The sequence below is a fragment of the Sinomicrobium kalidii genome (assembly GCF_021183825.1).
Lineage (GTDB): Bacteria > Bacteroidota > Bacteroidia > Flavobacteriales > Flavobacteriaceae > Sinomicrobium > Sinomicrobium kalidii.
Genome location: NZ_CP089211.1, coordinates 2,974,298 through 2,998,911, shown reverse-complemented (window position 1 = coordinate 2,998,911; position 24,614 = coordinate 2,974,298). Strand labels below are relative to the sequence as shown.

Below are 24,614 nucleotides of genomic sequence, written 5' to 3'. Positions count from 1 at the left end.
TTTTTTCATTACAAACTAATATCAACACCAAAAGTATACATTCTCCTTTGCGGGTAACTGTAAAGAGTCATCTCGCCGGGCGCAACAGTATCTTCATAGCTGACAGTCTCACCCGATGAAATTCCTACTTCAGGATCCCCAAAAAAGTTAGTAAATGTTAGTAAGTTTTGCCCTTGCAAATAAACCCTTACTGACTTAAAAGGGGTTCTTTCAAGAACATTTTCACTTAAATTGTAGGACAATGTAATATTACGCATTCTAATAAAATCACCTTTTTGCAGCCATCTATCGGAAGTCTGTCTTGCTTCCGAGGCATACAATGGGCTTGGATGGACATTAGTATCCCCCTGCTGCTTCCAGTAATTAAAAGCATCATTGGCTTGGTTATTCCTTGGAGTAAATCCGTCATTAATAAGATTAGCTTTTACCTGATTATAAATATAATTACCAGATCTATATACAAAATCTGCTCTCAAACCAAATCCTTTATATTTAAAATCAGTATAAAAACCCCCTTCAAAATCGGGAATAGTAGATTTACCCGTCATTACACGATTATCCCCTTCAGGCATTTCGTCCCAATAATAGGTATTGTCATCAGCTCCATAATACAATGGACGACCATTATCTGGATCAACTCCAGCATATCTTATTAAATAAAATTCATTTATTTGACCACCTTCTCTCCAGTTAATATTAAAAGCATCATCGGGTTCTATATCATTACTCTCTCCAGGAGTTTCGGCCTCAGGTAATCTAACAATCTTATTATCCAAAAAAGAAATATTACCTCCTATTCCCCATCTAAAATTCTCCTTTCTAATAACATCTCCTGAAAGAGATATTTCAAGACCACTGTTTTCTATTTCCCCAACATTACTATTAACAAAATCCAAACCACTTTCAAATGGAGTAGGAACCCTAAATAATAAATTGTCTGTTGACTTTTTATAATAATCTATTGTACCTTTTAACCTATAATTAAATAGATTAAACTCCAAGCCTATATTAGTCATGGCAGAGGACTCCCATTGCAAATTAGGATTTCCAATATTATCCGGTCTCGTCGCCTGCCCCCCAGGATAGCCAGCTTCATAAAGAACAGTATTCTGATTAGCATATCTTCCTATGTTTCTATTCCCAGTAGTTCCATATGAGACCCTCAATTTCAAATCGTTAATAGATTCGACATCAAAGAATTCCTCTTTCGCAATATTCCAAGCCCCACTTAGAGAATAGAAAAGTCCCCATTGCTTGTCTTGTCCAAAATTTGAAGATCCATCATAACGCAAAGATCCTCCAAAAATATATTTTTCTTTATAGTCATAATTTGCAAATAACCCATAGGATATTAAAGCCAATCTATTTCTCTCAGTAAATGCATCATCTATTCTACCGGCATTAGACACAGTAGACAACTCTGCAGACGCATATCCACTTGACCTAATAAAACTTCTATTATATTCATTAAAGTTAAATTCATATAATCCGGAAATATCTAAACCATGATCTTCAGTTTGAAGCCTATAAGTAAGTAAATTTGTTAAGGTATAATCTATTCGTCGCGTATTTCTATCCGTTTTTCCTCCCGGAAAAGCCGGATCTCCGATAAGCTGATCTAATCTATTCCCAGGTAATTGCTGCGTTTCTCGCACTTCATTTTGACTATTAACGGCACCATTAAATTTATAACTCCAATTATCATTGAATTTAATTGTTGCACCAACATTCGCCAATGTAATATTATTGACCACCATCTCTAAATTAGTCTTTACATACTCAATAGGGTTTAATGCCGTATGCGTCCAGTTCCACTGGGGATTCCCATCCTCATCTAGAACAGCATCTCCATTTGAATCAAGTTGGTATAATGGCTCATATGAATTGATATCGTATGCTGCTCTAAATGGGTTCTGTGCATTATTTCTATCTCTGGTGGCATCTGCAAGACTTCTGGAATGACTCACTCCAATATTTATATTTAACCAGTCATTTGCCTGAAAATTAGTAGTTGCTCGTCCACTTAAACGTTCAAAGCCAAAAACATGATCTAAAATACCTGTGTCCCTATCATGATTTATTGAAAAGAAGTAATCAACTTTTTCCTCCCCACCAGCTATAGAAAGACTATTTGATTGAACAACTCCTTGTCTTAAAACCGCATCTCTCCAATCTACTCCATCCCTTATCAATCTTGTCCTTTCATCAGGTGTAGCCGTATATCCCGGTAAGCTTTGCGCTGCAGTAACTCCTAAATCTCCTAGCTCCTTTTCAAAATCAAGCTTAGATCCTACATCCATTAAATCAAAATTCAGTGGTATTTCATCAGTAAATCCATACCGTGAATTGAATCTAATTGCAGCATCTTGATTTTTCTTTCCGCTTTTTGTAGTAATGAGCACTACCCCATTAGCTCCTCTAGAGCCGTACATAGCTGTCGTTGCAGCATCTTTCAATATTGTTATTGTTTCTATATCCGTTCCTGATATAGCATTTAATTGATCCTCTCTTAAAGGGGATCCATCAACAATATATAGAGGATCAGAGCCACCCGCAGTCAAAGAACCCTGCCCTCGTATTCTGACAAAAGCATTCTGACCAGGTTTACCATTGGCTCCAGTTACTGTAACACCAGGAGATTTACCTTGTAGCATGTTATCAACATTAGTGGTAGGTACTAACTGTTCAATTTCCTCACTACTAACTGAAGAAACTGCTGATGCTAATAATTCCTGTTTTTTAACAGAATACCCTGTTACCACAACCTCCTCCAAAGCCTGCGTATCCTCCGTCATCTGTAAATCGATGGTAGAAGACGCACCCACGGTCTGTTCCGAAGTGGCCATCCCGAGATAGGTAAACACCAACACCTGCCCTTCACCGGCAGTAATACTGTAGTTTCCGTCAAAATCGGTTTGTGTTCCGGTATTCGTACCTTTAACCACAATATTCACACCCGGTAACGGCATTCCCTGCTGGTCTGTGACGTTACCCGTGATCGTTTTCTCCTGTGCGAAGGAGAACTGTACAACAAACGCTAATAAAAGCGTCAAAATTTGAGTAAATTTTGATCCCATATTACATATATTTGATTTAGCTATTCAGCAAATATCTTAAAATTTATTCATAACTAACAAAAATTTAACAAAATGAAGTGTTAATTTTATAACACGATACAGCATGCGCTCAACCACATATTTCACCGGATACACCATCTGATCATTATTATATTAACCATTTTCCGATATTTGTATTCTCCACCCTCCTTTGTTAAACAAAACAAAATATAATGTTAAAACATCATTTTCATAAAACCCTGGAAGCCGGAACGGATGAAGCAGGCAGAGGCTGCCTTGCCGGACCGGTCACCGCCGCAGCCGTAATACTCCCCGAAAGCTTTGTCAATACCGTACTCAATGACTCCAAACAACTGTCAGAACATTCCAGGGAACGATTGCGCCCGGTACTCGAACAAGAATCCCTGTGCTTCGGGGTTTGTCATGTCTTTGAAGATGAAATAGACGAGATCAACATATTAAACGCTTCTATCACGGGAATGCACCGGGCCATCGACCAGCTATCCGCCATTCCCGAATTTATCCTTGTAGACGGCAACAGGTTTAAACCTTATAAAGACATTCCCTACGAATGCATTGTGAAAGGAGACAGCAAATACATGAGTATCGCTGCCGCATCCGTCCTGGCCAAAACCCATCGGGATGCCTATATGGAAAAGATACATGAAGAGTACCCGATGTACAACTGGAAGAAGAACAAGGGATACCCCACCAAAGAACACCGGGAAGCCATAAAAAAATACGGGGTCACCAAATATCACCGGAAGAGCTTCCGGCTACTCCCCGAACAACTAACGCTGGAATTCTGAAAAAAGGCAACGCCCGGATTTCATACAGTACAAAATCCGGGCGTTGCTTCCCTAATTTAGGATCTCTATATTACCATATTTTCACCCGTCTTTCGGGCTCCAGGTACATTTTGTCCCCTTCCTTTATATCAAATGCCTTATAAAAAGCATCGATGTTAAGAAGCGGTTGTGTAGCCCGGTATTGTCCGGGAGAGTGCGGGTCGGTCTTTATCTGGTTTTTCAGCGCTTCGTCCCTTATCTTGGACCTCCATACGGTGGTCCAGGACATAAAAAACCGTTGTTCGGGCGTATAGCCATCTATGGGGCCGGGATTTCCATGTTCCTTCAGGTATAGCTGAAGACCGTCATAAGCGGCATTAACCCCGCCCAGGTCACCTATATTTTCTCCCAGGGTGAACTTTCCGTTTATAAAAACATCGGGCAACACTTCTATATTACTGTACTGTTCTGCAAGGTCGTTCCCGAGCGCCTGAAATTCTTCGAAATCCTTCTCAGTCCACCAGTTTTCCAGGTTTCCGTCAGCATCATATTTGGCACCCTGGTCGTCAAAACTGTGCGATATTTCGTGACCGATCACTGCTCCTATGCCCCCGTAATTTACCGCAGCATCTGCAGTAAAATTGAAGAAAGGAGGCTGAAGAATGGCCGCAGGGAATACGATCTCGTTATACGAAGGGTTAAAATAGGCATTCACGATCTGCGGGGCCATGTACCATTCGGTCTTATCTACCGGTTTACCCAGTTTTTCCACATCCCTCTTAAAGCTCCAGTTCGAAACGTTCATCATGTTCTCCATATAAGAACCTCCTTCGGCTGCTGTTTTTATGTCCAGCTCCGAATAGTCTTTCCATTTGTCCGGATAACCTATTTTAATCGTGGTCTTGTTCAGTTTTTCAATGGCTTTGGCCTTTGTTTCCCCGTCCATCCAGGGCAGTGCCTGTATGCGCGCTTCAAATGCCCGGATGACATTGGCTATCATTTCTTCAGCCTTTGCCTTGGCCTCCGGTGGAAATTTCTTTTCGACATAGAGTTTTCCAAGTGCTTCCCCTACGGCCCAGTTGATGGTTTGCAGGGCCCTTTTGTCTCTCGGTTCCTGTTCCTTGGCTCCTTTCAGGGTTTTGCTGTAGAAGTCCCAGTTGGCTGTTTCTATTTCTTCAGACAACAGATTTGCCGCCCGGTTCAGGGCAGTCCATTTCAGATAGGATTTCCAGTCGTCGAGATGTTCCTTTACCAGAAGACCGGGAAGCTCTTTGAAATATCTCACTTCACCGATAACAACAGTATCTTCGGTTATCCCCAGGGTTGAAAAATAATTATCCCAGTCGACTACAGGCGCCGTCTTTTTCAGGTCTGTCACCGCCGTAGGGTTGTACCTTTTTTCCGGGTTCCTCCGCTCCACCTTGTCCAGGCGGGGCGTTGCCATTTCGGTTTCGAAAGCCAGTATGTTTTCGGCCGCTTTTGCCGCCGTTGCCTCGTCATAATCGATAAACTGCAACATGCGGGCTATGTGTGTCTTGTACTTTTCCCTTTTCTCTTTTGAGTCCTCATCATTGGCAACATAATAATCCCTGTCCGGCAGTCCCAGGCTTCCGGCATTGAGATAGGCCACATTTTTATCACTGTCTTTCGCATCTGCCCTTACGTCTACTCCGAAAAAGCCACCGCCACCGTATGGTTCCATCTCCAGAAGATAAGCCTGGAGCGCTTCTACAGAATTGATGGCATCTATCTTGTCCAGGTAGGGTTTTAGCGGGGCAACTCCCTGCGCATTCCTGGACTCCATGTCCATAATGGTCTCATAAAGATGAACGGCTTTTGCCTGATCGGAATCCGGGGCCAGGGAAGTGTCATTCACGGCTTCTTCCAGGACAGCCAGCGCATCGGTGTTTGTCTTTTCCCGCAGTTCGAGAAAGCTCCCCCAACGGGTTTTGTCGTCCGGAATCTTTGTTGAGTCCAGCCATCTTCCGTTCACAAAGCGGAAAAAATCATTTCCGGGAGTTACGGTAGTGTCCATATATTTCAGGTTAATTCCCGGAATTTTCTCCACAGCAGCAGCCTCCTTTTTGTTTTCCTGTTTACACGAAGCAACCAGGGCCAGGGCCGTAACCCCCAGCAGTACACGATGAGTATACATTATTTTCATTTATACTATTTTTTGATTCGTCCGCAGCAAGTTACTAAAAAAACTTTCACCTGCATTTTTGTTGCATTACTAACTAAAAGGAGCATAAGACAAACTTCCTATTGTTTTTCCCGAAGTGCATCCATCAGTTTATTGTCCGTGCTTTTCTTGAGATCGATTAACTCCCGGACATTGTCATTAGGGACCGTAACCGACAACACATAATGTTTTATTTTCCACGTACCGTTGGTTTTCACCAAAACACCCGACCCTCTGCATATTTTCATCTGCGTATCCAAAAGCTCATCGAACCATGCCATACGGGTTCCGGCCGCGAGGTATACATTTCGTTCCAAAGCGGTAAAACTCCAGGCTTTTCCACGGTCAAAATACGGCTTTGCAAAAGTTTTAAACGCCTTGCCTTTCCAGTTTTCCGTAGCATCGGTACCGATAAACACCGCATCTTCGGTCATATGGTCAAAGTACGCATCAAAATCGGCATCTGCAGCTGCTTTGTGCCAGGCATCCAACACCTTGTTTATATGCTGTTTTTCTGCATTTCCCTGGGCTTTCACACCACAGATAAGGAAGGCGATCATTAAAACGGTCAGGGTGCTCTTCATGGATATCCCGAATTTTGAAAATTGTCTTTTCGTACAGTTTTATTGTTTGACGGGAACACTGTCTTCCCGAACACTGTCCGCGGGGACCGAATCTCTCCGGGCCAGGGGTTTGTTGGACACTTCGTCGAGCAACTCGTCAGTTAAACTTTCCCGCATTATCACATATAATTGACGGTCAAACACATTAAAGGCATCGAGGATCTTCACTTTCTGTTCTTTCAGGTATCTTTCAGGAACCGGATCGGGTGCCTCAAGCCTGGTTTGCATCAGGTAAGTCTTCAGGGCGGCTATCCTGCTCCGTACCGAAGCATTATCAAACTTTTCCGGAATGGAATCCGACAGTTTTTTTTCCTTTTCCAACAGGTTGTCCAGTTGCAGGGGGACATCCCCACCTTTTTCTTCGCGAAACTCCCGTATGGTCCTTCGCAATTCCGTATACGCTTTCCATCCGTTCAGTTCTTCCTGTTTGTCTTCATCAAATTGCAGCAATTCCGGCAGCACTATTTTTTCAACAGTTTCTTCGTTCTCATCGGGCGTATTATCCTGTTTCTTTTCTTCTTTACATGCCGTAAAAAAAAGCAGCATCAGTATCCAAAAAATGTTCTTTCCCATTTTACCTGAATATACATACATTTTACGAAGATACGGCATCCGGAAAATATTTCGCAGCCAAACGGGTTTAAACTTTTTCCGTTTCCTCCATATTCCAAACCGCCCCCTTTAATAAACCGTTCCTTTTCTTCTATTCTTTTAACCGTTTTCATATGTGATTTCAATCTGTTAGTCACATCACTATTCAAAAATTCAAATAACTTTGATTTATATTCTTTTAGCCTGAAAAGTTTTTTGTTAAATAGTATCTTTGGCCCGAAAATTAATCTTGATTTTTATGACTCCGAGAATTCTGATCATAGGTGCATGCGGACAGATCGGTTCCGAACTCACCCTCGCCCTGAGAGACATGTATGGCAGCGAACATGTAATTGCAAGTGATATACGCGAAGGCCATGAAGAACTGATGCAGTCCGGACCTTTTGAAATCTTAGATGCCACAGATAAAGAGCACATAACGGCCTGTGTCAAAAAACACGGTATCACCGATATCTACCTCATGGCGGCCATGCTTTCGGCCACGGCCGAAAAATATCCTGATAAAGCCTGGGCGCTGAACATGAATTCACTTTTTCATGTACTCGACCTGGCAAAGGACAAACAGGTGGAAAAAATATTCTGGCCGAGTTCCATCGCCGTTTTCGGGCCTTCCACTCCCAAACAGGACACCCCCCAGCAAACGGTTATGGAGCCTTCTACCGTTTACGGGATAAGCAAACTCGCCGGCGAACGCTGGTGTGAATACTATTTCAAAAATTACGGGGTTGATGTAAGAAGCATCCGCTATCCCGGCCTTATAAGCTGGAAGACAAAACCGGGCGGCGGCACTACAGATTACGCCATTGACATTTACCACAAAGCCCTGGAAAAAGGTACTTACGAATGTTTCCTGAAGAAGGACACCACACTGCCCATGATGTATATGGACGATGCCATAGCGGCTACCACCAATATCATGAAAGCCGATCCGGAGTCTGTAAAAGTCAGGTCTTCCTATAACCTTTCGGCCATAAGCTTTAACCCGGAAGAAATGGCGGCTACCATAAAAAAACGCATTCCGGATTTTACGATCAGTTATGCTCCCGATTTCCGGCAGAAAATTGCAGACACATGGCCGCAAAGCATAGACGATTCCCGTGCTCATGAAGACTGGGGCTGGAAAGCCAAATATGACCTGGATAACATTACGGAAGAAATGCTCTCTAACCTGCAAAGCCTGGTATAACAGAAAACCGTTTGCCCCTGTAACTTAACCCAAACCATATTTACCATGATCGTCAAAGAAAAGAAAAAGGTCCGGCCGCTTATCGGTATCCTGCTCTTTGCCATATCCGTTGTATTGTTTATCACTACCTGTCCCATAGGATTATTGTACGGCGTTTTTTATACCACCGTCCGCAACTCCGTAAGGGGACTGGGAGAATATGCACTGCGAATAGCCATAACCGTTGACCAGTCGGGCAATGTGGTCATGCAACATCTTCTCAACCTGTTACTCATCAAAAAGGGAGGCTACAAATTCGGCAACCGGGATGAAACCATTTCCAGTGCCATAGGAAAGAACGTTCAGCTGAAAACCCTGTCCGGTTTCGGCAGGTTTATCGACAAGGTTCTCGACTTTATCGATCCCAACCATTCGCTGAACTCCATTGATTATCATATAGAACCCGGGGAAAAGGCCTATAAATAGAAGTCGGTTTTAGAAGAGCCGTTCTACTGTGCGTATCCTCCCCGGTTATTGAGCAGCCTGGAAAATACCCTTAATTTCAGGTTCCCGTATTTTTTAAGGTGTTCCATACAGGAGCTCCTGTTTTTCTCATGGTTATTCAGGTAAAAGGCATCACATTGCATATCATCGCATTCCAGGGCGTTTACCATACTGTTCTCATAGCGGTAAAGTGCTGCCATTTGCAAGGTGTTCTCTCTACGGATATCATGAAGTTCCCGGGATAATACGTCACTGCCGGGTATTCTGCTTTCCAGTCGTATCAGGTATTCGATCTCCCGGGCCGTAAACTCCAGGTATTTCAGCCAGTTCCCTATCTCGGTCTTGTCTTTTTTCTTCATGATGATCCTGTCATCTTCGTGTGTATAAAATGGTTTTGAATACATAGCCGTGTGTTAAACCGTTGTACATTTTGGCACCAACCGCTATCCGGAGTCTGCCGGGACCGGAAGGGAGACATACATGAGTTTTTTTCGTTTCACCTTCGGGACAAGATTCCGCCCGGAAATTTCGGTACAGGAAGTAACACTCCTTCAAAATGCACAACGGCAAATTAAACATTGTTATCGTTGTTCCACCGCTACAATGGTCAGGGATCGGGAACCTGCGGGGAACTCCCAGACCAGGGTATCTCTGGCAGCATACCCCATAACGGCCGCCCCCATGGGAGTGAGTATGGAAATTTTATTTTTACTGATATCACTGTCATTGGGCAGCACCAACTGAAAGCGTTTGCTCCAGCCGTCTCCGGAAGCTATGGAAACATAAGAGTTGAACCTGATAACATCGTGCGGCATCTCCTCTTCATCACAAATACGTGCAGACAGGAGTTCCTTATGCAGATGTTTTATAGAATTTCTGAAAACGGTATCTCCATAGTATCCGGAAAGCTGTATGAGCTGTTTTAAAAGCACATACTCTCTTTTTTCAATGATCAGGTTTGTGTATTTCATGTCGTATCAGTATTTTCAGCTAAGCTTGTTTCCCCGGGAGACAGCCCCGATCTGGTCCGCATTTTCTTATGGGAATATTCCCCTTTGCCTGTAGGCCTGTTCGAGTCTTTCTATGGCAATGATAAAGGCAGCAGTTCGCATATCTACGTTCCTCTCTTCCATAACTTTCATTACCCTGCCAAAGGATTCCCGAAGCTTTTTCCGGAGTTTTGCTGTGACTTCTTCCAGTTGCCAGATCTCCCCGTTGCGGTTCTGGAGCCATTCGAAATAACTACCGATCACGCCTCCGGAATTACAGAGAATGTCGGGAATAATTGCCACTCCCCTGTCCAGTAGCATATTTTCGGCCTGTATATCGGTGGGACCGTTAGCTCCTTCTGCAATAACCAGGGCTTTTATAGCTCCGGCGTTTTTTTCCGTTATCTGGTTACCGAGGGCTGCAGGGATGCATATATCACAATCGAGTGCAAAAAACGCATCGTTATCTATAACTTCCACACCGGGAAAGCCTGCGATCTTACGATCGTGCCGGGCCATGTACCGTTCCAGTTTTTCTACTTCAATGCCACCAGAGTTGAAGATACTTCCCGAAACATCCTGGACCGCAGTAAGTACGGCACCTTCCTTTTCCAGGAAAAAGGAAGCCCAATATCCCACATTGCCAAAACCCTGGACGATGAATTTCCTGCCTTTCAGGTTTATGTTATTGTGTTCGGCCCAGAATTTTATACACAGGTATACGCCATAGCCCGTAGCCCTGTCCCGGCCTTCCGACCCTCCGGCACCGACGGGTTTCCCGGTAACGACATGCAGGTTGGTGGAACGTTCATTCGGAGATTTTGTAGACATGTAGGTATCCAGTATCCAGGCCATCGTCTGGGCATTGGTGTTGACGTCGGGTGCAGGGATATCGAGTTCGGGCCCTATATTATCGCCCAGGGCAAAGGTGAACCTCCGGGTAATGCGTTCCAGTTCTGCTGTGGAATAGTGCGAAGGGTCTATCTGGATACCTCCTTTTGCCCCTCCTAACGGCAGGCCGGCCAGGGAAGTTTTCCAGGTCATCCACATGGCCAGTGCCCGGGCTGCATCCAGGTCTACCGTAGGGTGATACCGGAGTCCTCCTTTGTAAGGCCCCAATGCATTATTGTGCTGCACCCTGTATCCGGTAAAAACCTCCACGTTTCCGTTGTCCATTTTAACGGGAAAATGGACCAAAAGCTCATTGTTGGTGATTCTCAGTATTTTTCTTATATCAGGGTCCAGTCCCATCCTGTCGGATGCATTGTTGAACTGTCGCATCACGTTTTCCAGCATTCCCTGTTTTTGTTTTTGTCGTTTTTCCTCTTTGGTAATCATTTTAGTGTGTGTCTTGTGTTAGTGAATGTATTAAACAGACTTTACGACCATGGTATCACGTTGCGTAATCGTGTGATCGAATTCGCTACAGGAGATCACCGACGATTTTTCTTCTGTTAGAATACAGGAATACAGGTAACTGCAGGTCGTGCAAATACTTTTGCCATATTTTTCCATATTGTTCAGATTAATGTTGCCATTCTAAAAGCAAGAGGTATGCCGGAAAGTACGGGAAACACACTTCAACCACCACAAGAAACTGGTCTCCATATATTTAAACAATAAGTAAAAAGAATAACAGGAAAGGGGCACCGGGGAATTTTTCCCTGAGAGGGGAATTTTTACCCGGTAAGAAGAAAAAGTTCATGCATTCCGGAAGGATAAACCGGTTGTCATAAAGCTGATCCCGATGGTCGGCCTATGACAGCTTGCTGCGAAGTGTTTTCCGGTCTATACCCAAAATTTCCGCTGCCCTGGTCTTATTATTGTCTACGGCCCTCAATACTTTGTGGATATATTGTTTTTCCATTTCGGCCAACGAGACAAAGGCATCTTCCGGGAAATCTATTTTAAATTTAAGAGTATCAGGCAGGTCCCTCAGCTCAATCTGTCCGTCACACATGATCACTGCCCTTTGGATAACATTTTCCAGTTCACGGATATTCCCGGGCCAGTGGTACCGGAGCAAAACATCCATCGCCTCGGGTACCAGGGATAACAGGCGGTCTTTATACTCCACACCGTATTTCCTCACATATTTTTCCGCCAACAGGGGAATATCCGCTTTTCTCTCACGAAGCGGAGGCACATTGACCTCTACTACGGTGAGCCTGTAATAGAGATCTTCCCGGAACTTTTTATGGCGGACGAGTTCCCGAAGATCGCTGTTGGTAGCGGCAATGACCCGGAGTTCTATTTTCTGTGGTTTCCTCGCTCCCACCCCGGTTACCTCCTTTTCCTGTAACACCCGGAGCAATCCGTTTTGCACCTGCGGGGAGGCATTGCCTATTTCGTCCAGAAAAATAGTCCCCTTGTTTGCGGCCTGAAAAAAACCCATGCGGTTTTCGGAAGCGCCGGTAAAAGCCCCTTTTTCATATCCAAAGAGTTCCGATTCCAGCAGGCTTTCCGGGATAGCTCCGCAGTTCACAGCTACAAAAGGCTCCCTGGAAAACCTGCCGCTGTAATGAATGGCCCTGGCTATCAATTCCTTTCCCGTTCCACTTTCTCCCTGGATGAGTACGGTTGCCCTGTTGTCCTTAACCCGGTCAATGATATCCCTGACTCGCTCAAACGCTTCCGATTTTCCGATCAGTTCGCCATAGGCGGCATTTCCCGTATTTATCGTTGCAGGCCGTTTTTCCCTCTCCGTACTTTTGCCGGAACTTTCGAGAGACTTCGTTACTGCAGCCCGGAGTTCGTCCTTGGTAAAAGGTTTAATGAGATAATCCACCACTCCTGACTTTCCGATATTGAGGGCATTTTTCGTGGAAATATACCCGGTAACCACCAGTACAGGCATATCCGGATAGTGCTCTTCAGTATACCGAATAAGCTGAAAACCATCCACTCCCGGCATTTTCAGGTCGGTGACCAGCAGGTTTATAACGGCGTCCTTAAGAATGGAAACCGCTTCTTTTACCGAAACGGCCTTATAGGTATGATAGTTCATGGATTGCAGGTGACGTTGTACCAGTTCCAGAATATGAATATCATCATCTACGATCAGGATATTTTCCCGGCGATAACTCATTCGATCAGATTTTTTGGAAAGTTTATGACAAATACGGTTCCTCCGTTTTTACGCGGGCGGTGAAAAATACGGCCTCCGTGACCGGAAATAATGCCGTGCACCACGCTGAGCCCCAGCCCGGACCCTTCACCGGTAGGTTTGGTGGTAAAAAAAGGTTCGAAGACCTTATCTCCCGCATTTTCGGGAATGCCCTTGCCCCGGTCTGCTATTTCTATGGTTACGGTATCTTCGCTTTCCTTCACGCTTATATCCACACTCCCGTGTTCAGGGGAATAGTACACCGCATTCATGATGAGGTTGAACAATACCTGGGTGATCTGTATTTCATCGGCCCTCACGCCCGTATTTTCATCACTGAAACAGATCTCGTGTGTCAACTGACGGTCCCGGAAAGTCGGTTTAAGCAGTTGCAATACATTCTCTATTATGGGTTTCAGCATCACCGTTTTCATCATCTGGGGGACTTCACACGTAAAAAACATTAGCTTTTTTACCACTTCCCGGCAAAAAATGGCACTTTCCTTTATTTTGTAAAGGTCGTCTGTTTCTTCCTGTCCCGTTATTCTGCTTTCCAGCAATTCTGCAAACCCCAGGATGTTAGTAAGAGGTGTATTGAGTTCATGAGCAATTCCCGCAGTAATCTCCCCAAGAATACTGAGCCGGTCTGCCCGCTCTATTTGTCGTTTAATGGCGAGTTCGCTCTCCCTGATACGCTTTCTTTCCAGAAGGTTTCCGATTTCGAGGCAAACATTGTCCAGAAGCCTTTTCTCTTCTTCCAGGAAATCGGACAGGGCATATTTTTCAGCCGGGTATCCCACTTCCATGAACCCTTCCTTCTTGTTGAACACCCGGATATCTGCTTTTATGGAAACGTAATCTCCCGAAAAAACAACTTCCCTAAAAGCGTAATCCCCGATCTCCATAATCACACTGGTATCGTCTTCAAACTGCCAGGCTTTTTTCAGGCAGTGCCCGATAGCGTCCAGTGAGATTTCCGGCCGATCGTAATCGCAGTTCACGATAATGGAAGTAACCTCGTACAGGCAGGTAAGTTCCTTAATACGCTCCTTGAGTTTTTTCCCGGTTTCCATAGGCATTTGCAATCCGTCGTTCAAAAGTAAAGCTTTAATCGCTTATAGCTAAATCAAAATGCATAGGTTTCCAACGGACTGAAAATCTGTTTGCCCGCCAATGCCCGAATAATTTAATGATAATTAGTGCCGTATGGTAAAAATTTACAGCGAGGAAATTGCAGGATTTTAACTTTTACCCTGCTAATAAACAATTTATCTGTGGAGTTACATGCTCTCAAATCGAAAATACCGGTTTATCACAATTCTCGCGGAAGAGGAACGGCTGGTTCTTCCCGGAAAGTATTTCTTTTCCCGTTTCCCGATGCCTTTCACACTCCGGGAAACTTACGGTGAGCGGGATACTTTCTGCCCGAAGTCATGTTATTGAATACCAGGGCTACCACAAAGAGGATCAGGCATCCCGTAAGTACCGGTGAGATTACATACCAGTAGCCGAGGGCCTTTATCTTTTCAGAACCCATAACTGCTATCAGTGCAGTTGCTCCTCCCGGAGGATGAAGTGTTTTTGTCATTTGCATGCCCACGATGGAAAGGGCTACGGCCAGGGATGCCGTTATCCATAGAATTTCGGGGAGCAACTGGGCGATGGTTACACCTATACATGCAGAAATCACATGCCCCCCTATCAGGTTCCGGGGTTGTGCCAGAGGGCTCTGTACAGCTCCGTAAACCAGCACACTCGACGCACCAAAAGAGCCTATCAGAAAGAGGTTCTCAACCTCGTCCAGCGAACTCCCGTGAAAAAAGGCTATAAGGCCTATTCCCGCAAAAGCCCCGATAAAAGACCAGAAATGTTCTTTTATATCGATCCATGTTTCCCGGTAAAATACATACCTGTATATCCTGATCCTCCTGTTGATTTTTCTCTTTGGCACCGTGGTGAATAATTTGTCTGTTTTCCGAAAAGATGCAAAATTAAGCTGAATTATTACAATATTCCATTTTAACACGAACAATTAATAACATTCCTGAAAATGTTATGCCTGTACGGTTAAAAAATTACTTCGAAAACGAAATTTGGCTGCTATTATCCGGAACAGGATTGAATTGGCCGGGTAGACTCCCTTAAAATAAGCGATGTTTTGAGTTTTTGTGTCCGATACTCTTGTTCCCCTCCATTGTCGGGATGTTCAATACGTTCCACCAGTTTCCGGGTGGCCAGCTCACCTATGTATTTTCCGTGCTGACTTATGGAAGTGACCCGGGGAGATACGTATTTGGGCAACTGACCATTGGTAAAACCGATGACGGAGATATCATCCGGGACCTTCAGCCCGAGGGACAAGGCTATTTTCATGGAGTTTATGGCACTGAATTCTTCGAGTCCCAGTATGGCATCTACCTTATTCCGGGTCAATAGCGCCCTGATCTCCGCGTCAAAAAGCCCTTCGTCAAATATCCTGACCACCAGGTCCGGATTAACCTCCAGGCCATTGGCCTCAATGGCATCCCTGTACCCCCGCAAACGCTCTTTCCCTATACGCAGGTTATCCAGGGGGGAAACAAGGGCGACATTCCTGCATCCGGTTTTGATGAGATATTCGGTGGCTTCATATGCCCCTTTGTGATCGTCAACAACAACTTTATCGCAATCCACCAGGTCGGTGACCCTGTCGAACATGACAATGGGAATCCCCTTTTCCGCAAAAGACTGCAGGTGTTCGTAATTTCCGGATTTCTCGGTTTCTTCGGCCAGGGAGATCAACAAGCCGGAAACTACGCCTTTCTCTAAAATTTCAATAGTATTTTTCTCTTTTGCCAGCGATTCGTCGGAAATACAGCTTATGAGATTATACCCGTTTTCATTGGCCACCTTTTCAATACCGCAGAACACCTGTGCAAAAAAATAATTAAGGATATTGGGAACGATCACCCCGATGATCTTGTTCTCCTTCTTTCTCAGGTTAAGTGCATAAGGATTTCGCCGGTAATTGTGTGCCCTGGCATAGTCATTAATCTTCTTTTTCATTTCAACACTGATATCATGACTGTCGTTCAGTGCTTTTGATACCGTTGATACCGATACTTTGAAATGTTGGGCTATATCTTTTAATGTAATCGATTTCATCACAAGCTAAATATAGCGTTTCTATTTTAAATGCATCACTGCCCTGCCCTGATTTAAAATTTTTCAGGGCCTGCATCAAAAATACAAATCACCAACAATCAATCCTTATTGTCACCGGATTACAGGGGTATGGTCAGTTCCCCACCTTTAACCTGAAGTATTTTATTTTTTTCCGGTCGTAGGTATACGTAATATGAACTATCCCGTCACCGGTTGCTATAATGGCCGGGTAACTATATTCTCCCTTATCCCGGTCTTCCAGCACATAAACATCTTCCCAGTGCTCCCCGTCGGCGGAGAACGCCAGGTACAGTTTATTTCTTCCTTCCCACCAGTCCCTACCTCCGGTCATCGGGTTATAGACCAGCAAATGGGTTCTGTTTTTGAGTGTTACGGCATCTATGCCCGAATTGGGGTTCGCCACATTTGTCTTCTTTAGCTCCGTCCACGTTTCCCCTTCATCGGTACTTTCGCTCTCCAGGATCACATTCTGATCGCTCCGTATCAACGCTTTCAGTGTTCCGCCGGCGAGCCTGAGCAAGGTCGGCTGAATGGCCCTGTAATCCGAACCGGGAGCCACGGCAACTTTCCTCCAGTTATATCCGCCGTCCTCCGAGATTTCCATATGGACCTTCCATATATCCCTGTTTTCCGTACTCGACGGACTGATGATCTTTCCGCTTTCCAGCACAAGGGGTTTGTTCTTTACAGGCCCCAGGAACGGTTCCGGAAGGCGTTTCTTATCCGACCAGGTCCTGCCATTGTCCTCCGATGTTTTGTACATTCCCCACCATTCACTCGGCGACGGTCCCACCTTGTAATACAAAAACAGGGTCCCGGACTTATTTTTAAACAATACGGGATTCCAGCTGGGATACCTGACGGAATCATTAACAATTCCATCGGCAATCCTTTTGGGTTGTGACCAGGTTGTACCGTTGCAGACCGCGGAGTAAATGCTGACATCGGGGTGGCGCTCATGGGTTCCGCCAAACCAGGCCGCCATTATATCACCGTTATCCAGCGCCACCAGAGTAGAGGAATGACATTGGGGAAATGGTGCTTCCTTATATATAAATCCTTCTTTCAATACCTGTATATCGGGCCCGGTTGTAGTATCCTGGGCATTTCCATTTTGCAAACCGGTAAAAAACAATAGCGCAATCAAGATCTTTTTCATGCCTCCAATATAGTACATTGTACCATTATACCGAAAGCTCCATACCATTTCTAACAGAATAATTGCAGCTAATGAAATAAAACCTTTTTCTTATCGCGTTTTACGTAAAAACATGTCCGTACCGGAACTGCTCATCGAAGATTCCTTTTATACCATAATTGTCCGTTACGGTCGGTTCCGAGAATATTTTTCAAGGTGTATTTTTCAGCGTCTGCCGTACGCAGCTGATGTGACCAGGAAACCCGGCGGGACGTATCCGCTCCTTTTCCCGTATTCTCATATTCGGCATAAAACGCAGTTTTTTCCTTTTCCGGGAACATTTTGTCCCCTTTCCAGGGGTTCCAGCCTTCGGCAACTATGTGCGATCCCAGTTCACTCTTTATGAATACTGTCTTTGCATGGGGCCTCCACGGTCTGCCGAGGTAAACTTTGGTTACGTCTTTATCCGCAATAAGTTTACATTCCGTAAAAACAAACCCGAAATCCCGGCCCGGGGGTGTTGCTGCCGCTGTAACATACGAATTGCGCAGGCTTTTAACGGTGCAGTGATTAAAAACAGCAGTGGCTTCGCCAAAAATAAAGTCGGTAGTACCTTCAATGTAACATCCTTCATAATATTGCCTGCTCCCTTCCGTAGCCAGATAAATGGTGTCCTGGCACCCCAGAATATTACAGTTGCGGAAAACCGCCCTGTCACCTTCAACATGTAGCGCCACTGCCTGTCCTTCGCCACAGGAAGCATTTTTAACGGTAAGGTCCTCTGCCATAAAATCATTGCCTTTCACCAGCAGGGTATAGGAATTGAAGGTCGAAAATTCCTTTCCGGTCACCGGATTCATTTTCCCGGAAAAGTCATCGTTTACAATGATCGTTTCTCCCCTATCTTCTCCTTTCAGGATAATTTTGGTTTTCCAGCTCGGAATTACCAGCTTTTCATGGTATGTCCCTTTTTTAATTCTTATCAGTACAAATCCGGGACCGAGGTCTCTTGTGGCATTTACGGCCTCCTGAATTGATGTGAAATCTGCGGTCCCGTCCTGTGACACCGTAATTTCACGATAGGGTTTTACCTCATCCTGGGCCAATACGGCCGAAAAGTGAAGTGATAACAGCAATACCAATACTAATTTTTTCATTGTGTAGTTTACTTTTTAAATACCTTCTTCAGAAAGGCTATGTTGTAGTTAAGTGTTTCTTCAAACCACGGTTGCACGAGCCAAAAGGAATGCGGCGAACCGGGAATGGTATGGACCTCGCTGTATATACCGTGTTTCTCCATTATTTTGATCATGTCATCCCTCCCGGCATGGAACCTGGGCTGCGCACTGTTTACAAAAAGTGCGGGCGGTGTGTTTTCATCGACGTATTCCAGTGGCGAAGCTTCTTTCCATTTCTGAACATTTTCCGCTTTTGGTCCGCCCAGCCAGTAGGCTGCATATTTCCCTTCCTCCGCCTCCGGATGTATGAAAGACACTATACCGTCTACATTAATAATGGCCTGCACCCTGTCTGAATATTTCGGTTTTCCTTCCCTGAACAACCCATTTTCCGGTGTGACGCCTACAAGGGTGGCCAGTTGGGCACCGGCAGAAGTGCCCAAAATTGCTATCTTCCCGGGATCGATCGCATACTTTCCGGCTTTTTTGCGCAGCCACCGGACAGCAGCCTTGATATCCAGCACAGCAGCGGGATACGATGCCTCCGAACTCAACCTGTACGAAACCGTGGCAGTCACAAATCCCGCTTTTGCCAGACACCGGGCCATTGCCTTCTGGTTTTCCCTGCTTCCGGATATCCATCCTCCTCCATGTATCAGCAGGATCGCAGGGGTTCCGCCTTTTATTTTTTCAGCCGGGCGGTAGATATCCATTTGTAGGCAGGTACCGTTAATTTTCCGATAGGTAATGTTTTCACTTGTTGTGATCGCATCATCCCGTAATTCCTCAACCGGTGCGATGTGAGGATAATACTTTTTGAGTTTACGGTACGTGGTCTGAACGGTATATGGCCGGGCTTCGATCTTTTCCTGGGCAAACGCGTTTCCCGTTTCAAGAAAAATCAGGCAAAGCCATATGTACCGGGTTATCTTCATCGGTATCGTTTGTTTTGTTTATTAATTAACATGAATAATGGATAAGAAAAAAGGCTCCCTTCTTTATCCCGATGGCTATCGGGGAAAGAGGGGGGTGTCCTGCTGTGCAGGACAGGGAGTTTGACCAGCCCAAGCCCCGGGAATTACACCCAAACACTTATGTTTATCCAATGGTTTGGGATTTCAAACCCTCCGATCCCGATTGTCCCGATAACCATCGGGATGAAGGGAGGTGCTTTTAAAACTCAAAACAGAACTTAAACTTTTACAATGCTTTTGCCCTGGACAACTTATCCATTATTTACGTTATTTACGTACATTTAATTCCTGCATTCCTTCAAAAACCAACCGGGCCACTTCCGTTGCCCCTTCGGGCTGAAAGTGCGTATTATCATGCTGACCTTCGGGATAGGCCTCATAAACACCGGCAGGAAGGTTCATAAAATAATTTTTGGTGACGTACTCTTTTCCTTTTTCGGTAAAGCGGTCCATCGATCTTTGATTCAGATCAATCAACATCACATCCAGTTCTTTTGCCACGTCTTTTGCCGCCCGGTCATAAGCGCCGTGCACATTATGGAGCCTCCCGTCTTCCCACGGATAATTGCGCGCCACGGGTGTTAGAATGATGGGATATGCCCCTTTCTGCCGGGTTTGTGATACGTAAAGCCTTAAAAATTCCTTGTATCCTTCTGTGTTCACATACCTCTCGGGTTTGTTTTCGGCAGCGTCATTATGCCCGAACTGCATGATCACAATATCGTTTTTCTTCAGGTTTTCATACACGGAACGCCACCGGCCTTCCTGGAAAAAAGTACGCGTACTACGGCCTCCGCGCGCCCTGTCATTAACAAGTACGCTGTCAGCCTTTATTAATTTCCCGACCTTGTAAAGGCTGTCGGCACTCATAAAAGGCTGAAATACCTGTCCCCAACCTGTTACGGGATATCTCGTTTTCATGTAGTCCTTTCCCGGTTCGTAATTATTGCTGTAATCTGCCATGGTAGAATCCCCGATCAGGTAAACCACTACCGGGTCCTTTTTACCTCGAAATGCGGTGAGACCAAAACACGAAAGGCATACCGCCAGCAGTAATAAACGCCATTCCTTTTTCATTTTCAGTAATTTTATATATCAGCAGATAACCAAATCCCGGTCATTTTTATTCTGTATCATATTTTTTACCGTTAATGGTTGTATTTATAAATTTAACGGGCTCCGAATTCTCTACTGACATCGCAGTTTTGGCACCACTGATACTGACATTCTCAAAACTTACATTCCGGACTTTCGACGCTTCCCGTCCCCTGATCAGGATGCCGTATTTGCCACTGTTCTTCACCGTAACATCTTTCAGGTGAATATTTTTTATGGCAGGCATGTATTCGCCTTCCTGATCCTCGTAGATCGCGTAATGGGTATTGATCTTCAGCACCGCTTCCTTCACCTGGCCGACCTGAATATTATTGACGTAAACGTTCTCTACAAATCCGCCCCTCAGGGTATTGGTTTTTATCCGGATAGCCCTGTCGAGGTTCGGACTGTCCATGGTACAATTACGAACATATACGTTTCTGACCCCGGCAGAGATCTCACTTCCCATAACCACCCCGCCGTGGCCGTCTTTCATATCGCAGTCTTCCACCACAATATTTTCGCTGGGGATATTGACGCGCCGGCCATCGTTGTTTCTTCCCGATTTTATGGCTATACAATCGTCCCCGGTATCAAATACACAGTTCTTAATGTGAACATTTTTGGCATATTCCGGGTCACAACCGTCATTGTTGGGCCCGTGGCTTTTTACAGTTACCCCGTCAACAGTAACGCTGTTCGACTTTATGGGGTGCATCACCCAAAAAGGGGCATTGGTAAAAGTAACGCCCTGTACCCACACATTTTCGCATTCAAAAGGCTCGAAAAAAGTGGGTCTCAGATGATGTCCCTTTCCGAAAACCCGTTCTTCTACCGGGGTTCCTTCGTCATTCATCTTTCGCAAACGCGGCAGGTTTTGTTCATTCCTCTGGTGGGGAGCTCCTTCGACATAGCCATAGTCTTTGCTGCCACACCACGGCCACCAGTTCGAGTTACCGGCCTGGCCGTTAAAGACCCCTTTACCGGTCACGGCAATGTTCTTTTGCCGATAGGCATAAATAAGCGGGGAATAGTTCATCAATTCCACCCCTTCATAGGAAGTATGAACAACAGGCAGGTAATCTTCCGTATTTGTACTGAAGAGGACCACCGCACCTTCTTCGGTATGCAGGTTTACGTTGCTTTTAAGGTGGATCGGCCCGGTAAGGAATTTACCGGAAGGCACAACCACCTTTCCGCCCCCGGCCTCGTGACATGCGGCGATGGCTTCTTTAAATGCATCCGTATTCAAGGTGGTTCCGTCTCCTACCGCCCCGAAATCGGTAATGGCGAACGTCTTGTCCGGAAATTCGGGGACTACAATATTCTTAATAACCTCATCGGCAGGGTCGACTACCTCTTTTTTTACGGCCTGCTTATTTTCTTTGGTGTTCTTACACGATTGTAGGCACAAAGGCATTAATGCCAAAAAAATGTACACTGTTTTTGAGAAACATGGCGTTTTAATCTTCATCTGTCTGTTATTTATATTAGTTGTTTTACTGGTGTCGGTTTGTGGTTTAAAACCCTGCTCCCGATCCCGATCATATCAAGATCAGGAACCGGGTATCAGCGTATTCGCATATACTTCGATATTCGTATAAGCCTCGTGTAACGTATATTGATCCGCATCGTTTTCACCGGGGTCCAGTCCGTGGTCTTTTTCCCATCGGTCGGGGATACCGTCTTTATCACGATCTGTCTTTATCCTTTCTGTTTTTATTTCCGGCCATCCGCCCACATCTTCCTGGGAATCGATAATGCCATTTCCAAAGACGGGCTTTCCGTTTTTTACTTCACGGATAATCCTCCGGTCCACCTCATCCCTTTTTATACTGGCGCCGGCATCGTCGAGTACCTTTCCGAAGGCCACTTCCGCAGGTTGGGTGGTGATGTTGTTCACCGGGACCTCCTTAACCAGGCGCGTGGCCTTATAATCATCGCACTGTACACCGCCATCCCAGTTATTCGCAGAGACCTTTGCGGAACCCTCCATATAATTGCCGTCAACATAGAATTTCCCGTAAGGTTCGGACGGATTAATGATCCTTTCCCTCTTTGACGCTTCCGTGGCGGGGCCGGGTTTAAAATAATTGTTCACTACATTGTATGTTCCCCGCTCCCCGCCGTAAATACTGTTGATCTGCCAGTTAAAAATAACGTTATTCCTGAAGTCCACAAATTCGTCTTCCGGGTTTTTTGTGCTGCCCGAACCGCTAAAACGCGGGTTCCGGCTTTTGTTACTTGCAATCAGGTTATGGTGAAAAGAGGCATTTATTCCACCCCATATGCCGCCGTAACCATGTTCCCCCTTGTGGTGTACGGATGCGTTCAGGGCTTCGGATACAATACACCACTGCATTGTAAAGTTCCTGTTCCTGTAAAAAGATACGTTTTCATCTATCGCCCAGCTTATGGAACAATGGTCTATGATCACCTGCTCCACACCTCTTCCCCCGAGGGCATCGCCTTCTATTTTGTGGCTATCGCCCATTCTGAGACGCAGGTACCTGACTATTACATTATCGCTTTTCACACTAACGGGATATCCTTTAATGGTAATCCCTTTTCCCGGGGCCGTTTGCCCGAGAATGGTCAGGTCCCCGTTGTTAATATCCAGTTTTGACTTTAAAGCAATGGTACCCGAAACGGCAAAAACAATAATGCGGGGACCTTTTTTAAGAATCCCTTTTCGCAGACTTCCCTCTCCGGAATCATTCAGATTCGTAACGACATATACGAGTCCGCCCCGACCTCCGGTGGCATACCTGCCGAAACCTTCGGCACCGGGGAATGCCGGTAGCTGGGCATTAGTTTGCCAACAACTCATCAGCAGCATCCCGACCAGGAAAACAGTCTTTATCGATTCTGAAATTACATGCATATATCCATTTTAGTCAAGTTAAGCGTTTAATGGTCGTATGCCCCTACAAGCTCCAGCGGATTCCAGTTATCAACCACAGGCGGGTCTGAATATGTTGTTTTCAATACATTCTCCACGGTATACAACTTTGCTTCTTCGTCAGTCAGGAATTTTATCCACGCTACACGCTGACCGGGGGCTGCCCCGTCTCCTGTAGAATTATATTCCGCATAACGGGCAGTTTCTTCGTTTTCTTCATTCCCCCAGTTATCCCACCCTTCGGGTTTAACGGAAGCAGACATCTCAGTGTTTAAATAGGCGACTGCCGCATAAGGTCGCCAGGGACGGCCCAGGGTAGTAATATGGTTATTTGTTCCTGTGATCTTACAATTACTGAACACATAACCGAAGGCTACATATGCTTCGGTAGAAGCTGCGGTAATGGCACTTCCTCCCTTGGTATGCAGGTGACAGTTGTCGAAAAATGCCGTTGAGCTTCCGAAAATAAAATCAGTAGTTCCTTCTATGTAGCAATCCTTAAAATATTGCCTCCCTTCAGAACCGAACAGTGTATCCTGGTGCCCCAAAAACCTGCAGTTATCAAACACGGCCTTATCTCCACCGTAATCGCCCCTGATGGAAATGGCCAGTGCTTGTCCTACAGGGCCGGCAGCATTTTCAAAAGTGATGTTATGGGCGTAAAAATTCTCCCCGTAAATAAAAAAACTGGCCGAGTTGGTCGTTCCGTAGGTTTCCCCGGTATCCGGATTCTCCTTACCGCTATAATTGTCATAAGTAAGAATAACGCCCTCAACACTTTCGCCAATAAGGGAAACGTTATTTTTATTCTGGTCGAGCATAATTACTTCCTCATACGTTCCGTTTTTCACATAAACAGCAATTCTTTCGGCTGAATTATCGGGAATTGCATCGAATGCTTCCTGCACCGAGGTAAAATCACCGCTGTTGTCCTTTGCCACTACATAATCGTATTCCGGTTCTTCTTCAGGACTTTTACCGGGGTCTTCGTCCGGGGTTTCTTCGGTAGATTTGTCCTCTGAGACGGATTCCTGCTCCCCTATTCCGGTACTTGAGGTCTCGCAAGATATCAGAGAGATTATCGAGAAAAGAAATATGAAGTAAAGTTTCATTTGT

21 protein-coding genes are annotated in these 24,614 nt (G+C 45.2%); 3 read left to right on the top strand and 18 right to left on the bottom strand.

Features of this window, described 5'->3' with window-relative positions:
• Positions 1-8: 8 nt before the first annotated feature.
• Positions 9-3,077, bottom strand: a complete 3,069-nt coding sequence (locus LS482_RS11980) for a SusC/RagA family TonB-linked outer membrane protein (protein WP_233027767.1) — start codon at positions 3,075-3,077, stop codon at positions 9-11.
• A 212-nt stretch (positions 3,078-3,289) separates the two neighbouring features.
• On the opposite strand from LS482_RS11980, the gene rnhB reads away from it, so the two are divergent.
• Positions 3,290-3,886: a ribonuclease HII gene (gene rnhB / locus LS482_RS11975; RefSeq protein WP_233027766.1), complete on the top strand. Its 597-nt coding sequence runs from the start codon at positions 3,290-3,292 to the stop codon at positions 3,884-3,886.
• A 70-nt stretch (positions 3,887-3,956) separates the two neighbouring features.
• Here the strand turns inward: rnhB and LS482_RS11970 are convergent, their stop codons facing one another.
• From LS482_RS11970 to LS482_RS11960, 3 genes are all read right to left on the bottom strand, one after another.
• Positions 3,957-6,029 (bottom strand): M13 family metallopeptidase, encoded by a 2,073-nt coding sequence (locus LS482_RS11970; RefSeq protein ID WP_233027765.1) that lies wholly within the window; start codon positions 6,027-6,029, stop codon positions 3,957-3,959.
• A gap of 98 nt (positions 6,030-6,127) precedes the next feature.
• Positions 6,128-6,631, bottom strand: coding sequence for a nuclear transport factor 2 family protein (locus LS482_RS11965; protein ID WP_233027764.1), 504 nt, complete (start codon positions 6,629-6,631; stop codon positions 6,128-6,130).
• 39 nt (positions 6,632-6,670) lie between these two features.
• On the bottom strand, positions 6,671-7,243 hold the full coding sequence (locus LS482_RS11960; RefSeq protein ID WP_233027763.1) for a hypothetical protein: 573 nt from the start codon (positions 7,241-7,243) through the stop codon (positions 6,671-6,673).
• A 277-nt stretch (positions 7,244-7,520) separates the two neighbouring features.
• Here LS482_RS11960 and LS482_RS11955 point away from each other — a divergent pair, with 277 nt between their 5' ends.
• Entirely contained in the window at positions 7,521-8,468 is a 948-nt protein-coding gene (locus LS482_RS11955) for an NAD-dependent epimerase/dehydratase family protein (protein WP_233027762.1), read from the top strand.
• Between the two features lie 45 nt (positions 8,469-8,513).
• On the top strand, positions 8,514-8,933 hold the full coding sequence (locus LS482_RS11950) for a hypothetical protein (protein ID WP_233027761.1): 420 nt from the start codon (positions 8,514-8,516) through the stop codon (positions 8,931-8,933).
• A gap of 23 nt (positions 8,934-8,956) precedes the next feature.
• On the opposite strand, the gene LS482_RS11945 is transcribed toward LS482_RS11950, so the two are convergent.
• From LS482_RS11945 to LS482_RS11880, 14 genes are all read right to left on the bottom strand, one after another.
• Positions 8,957-9,355 (bottom strand): hypothetical protein, encoded by a 399-nt coding sequence (locus LS482_RS11945; protein WP_233027760.1) that lies wholly within the window; start codon positions 9,353-9,355, stop codon positions 8,957-8,959.
• Positions 9,356-9,532: 177 nt separating this feature from the next.
• A complete protein-coding gene (locus LS482_RS11940; RefSeq protein ID WP_233027759.1) occupies positions 9,533-9,922 on the bottom strand; it encodes a GreA/GreB family elongation factor in 390 nt (129 codons plus the stop codon).
• Between the two features lie 66 nt (positions 9,923-9,988).
• A complete protein-coding gene (locus tag LS482_RS11935; RefSeq protein WP_233027758.1) occupies positions 9,989-11,278 on the bottom strand; it encodes a Glu/Leu/Phe/Val family dehydrogenase in 1,290 nt (429 codons plus the stop codon).
• 418 nt (positions 11,279-11,696) lie between these two features.
• Positions 11,697-13,028 carry a sigma-54-dependent transcriptional regulator gene (locus LS482_RS11930; RefSeq protein WP_233027757.1) on the bottom strand — a complete coding sequence of 444 codons (1,332 nt, stop codon included), beginning with the start codon at positions 13,026-13,028 and terminating at the stop codon, positions 11,697-11,699.
• Positions 13,025-14,143: a sensor histidine kinase gene (locus tag LS482_RS11925; protein WP_233027756.1), complete on the bottom strand. Its 1,119-nt coding sequence runs from the start codon at positions 14,141-14,143 to the stop codon at positions 13,025-13,027. Before LS482_RS11925 ends, LS482_RS11930 begins: the two co-directional genes overlap by 4 nt.
• A gap of 287 nt (positions 14,144-14,430) precedes the next feature.
• A complete protein-coding gene (locus LS482_RS11920; RefSeq protein ID WP_233027755.1) occupies positions 14,431-14,997 on the bottom strand; it encodes an HPP family protein in 567 nt (188 codons plus the stop codon).
• 152 nt (positions 14,998-15,149) lie between these two features.
• The gene (locus LS482_RS11915; RefSeq protein ID WP_233027754.1) at positions 15,150-16,190 is read right to left on the bottom strand and encodes a LacI family DNA-binding transcriptional regulator; all 1,041 of its coding nucleotides are present in this window, start codon (positions 16,188-16,190) and stop codon (positions 15,150-15,152) included.
• Between the two features lie 133 nt (positions 16,191-16,323).
• Complete coding sequence (locus tag LS482_RS11910; RefSeq protein WP_233027753.1) at positions 16,324-17,370, bottom strand: sialidase family protein; 1,047 nt, start codon at positions 17,368-17,370, stop codon at positions 16,324-16,326.
• Positions 17,371-17,501: 131 nt separating this feature from the next.
• A complete protein-coding gene (locus LS482_RS11905) occupies positions 17,502-18,506 on the bottom strand; it encodes a pectinesterase family protein (protein WP_233027752.1) in 1,005 nt (334 codons plus the stop codon).
• Between the two features lie 8 nt (positions 18,507-18,514).
• On the bottom strand, positions 18,515-19,462 hold the full coding sequence (locus tag LS482_RS11900; RefSeq protein ID WP_233027751.1) for an alpha/beta hydrolase: 948 nt from the start codon (positions 19,460-19,462) through the stop codon (positions 18,515-18,517).
• 306 nt (positions 19,463-19,768) lie between these two features.
• Entirely contained in the window at positions 19,769-20,578 is an 810-nt protein-coding gene (locus tag LS482_RS11895; protein WP_233027750.1) for a rhamnogalacturonan acetylesterase, read from the bottom strand.
• 46 nt (positions 20,579-20,624) lie between these two features.
• Positions 20,625-22,016 carry a glycoside hydrolase family 28 protein gene (locus tag LS482_RS11890; protein WP_233027749.1) on the bottom strand — a complete coding sequence of 464 codons (1,392 nt, stop codon included), beginning with the start codon at positions 22,014-22,016 and terminating at the stop codon, positions 20,625-20,627.
• A 135-nt stretch (positions 22,017-22,151) separates the two neighbouring features.
• The gene (locus tag LS482_RS11885) at positions 22,152-23,480 is read right to left on the bottom strand and encodes a pectate lyase family protein (RefSeq protein WP_233027748.1); all 1,329 of its coding nucleotides are present in this window, start codon (positions 23,478-23,480) and stop codon (positions 22,152-22,154) included.
• A 26-nt stretch (positions 23,481-23,506) separates the two neighbouring features.
• Entirely contained in the window at positions 23,507-24,610 is a 1,104-nt protein-coding gene (locus tag LS482_RS11880) for a pectinesterase family protein (protein WP_233027747.1), read from the bottom strand.
• Between the last annotated feature and the right edge of the window lie 4 nt (positions 24,611-24,614).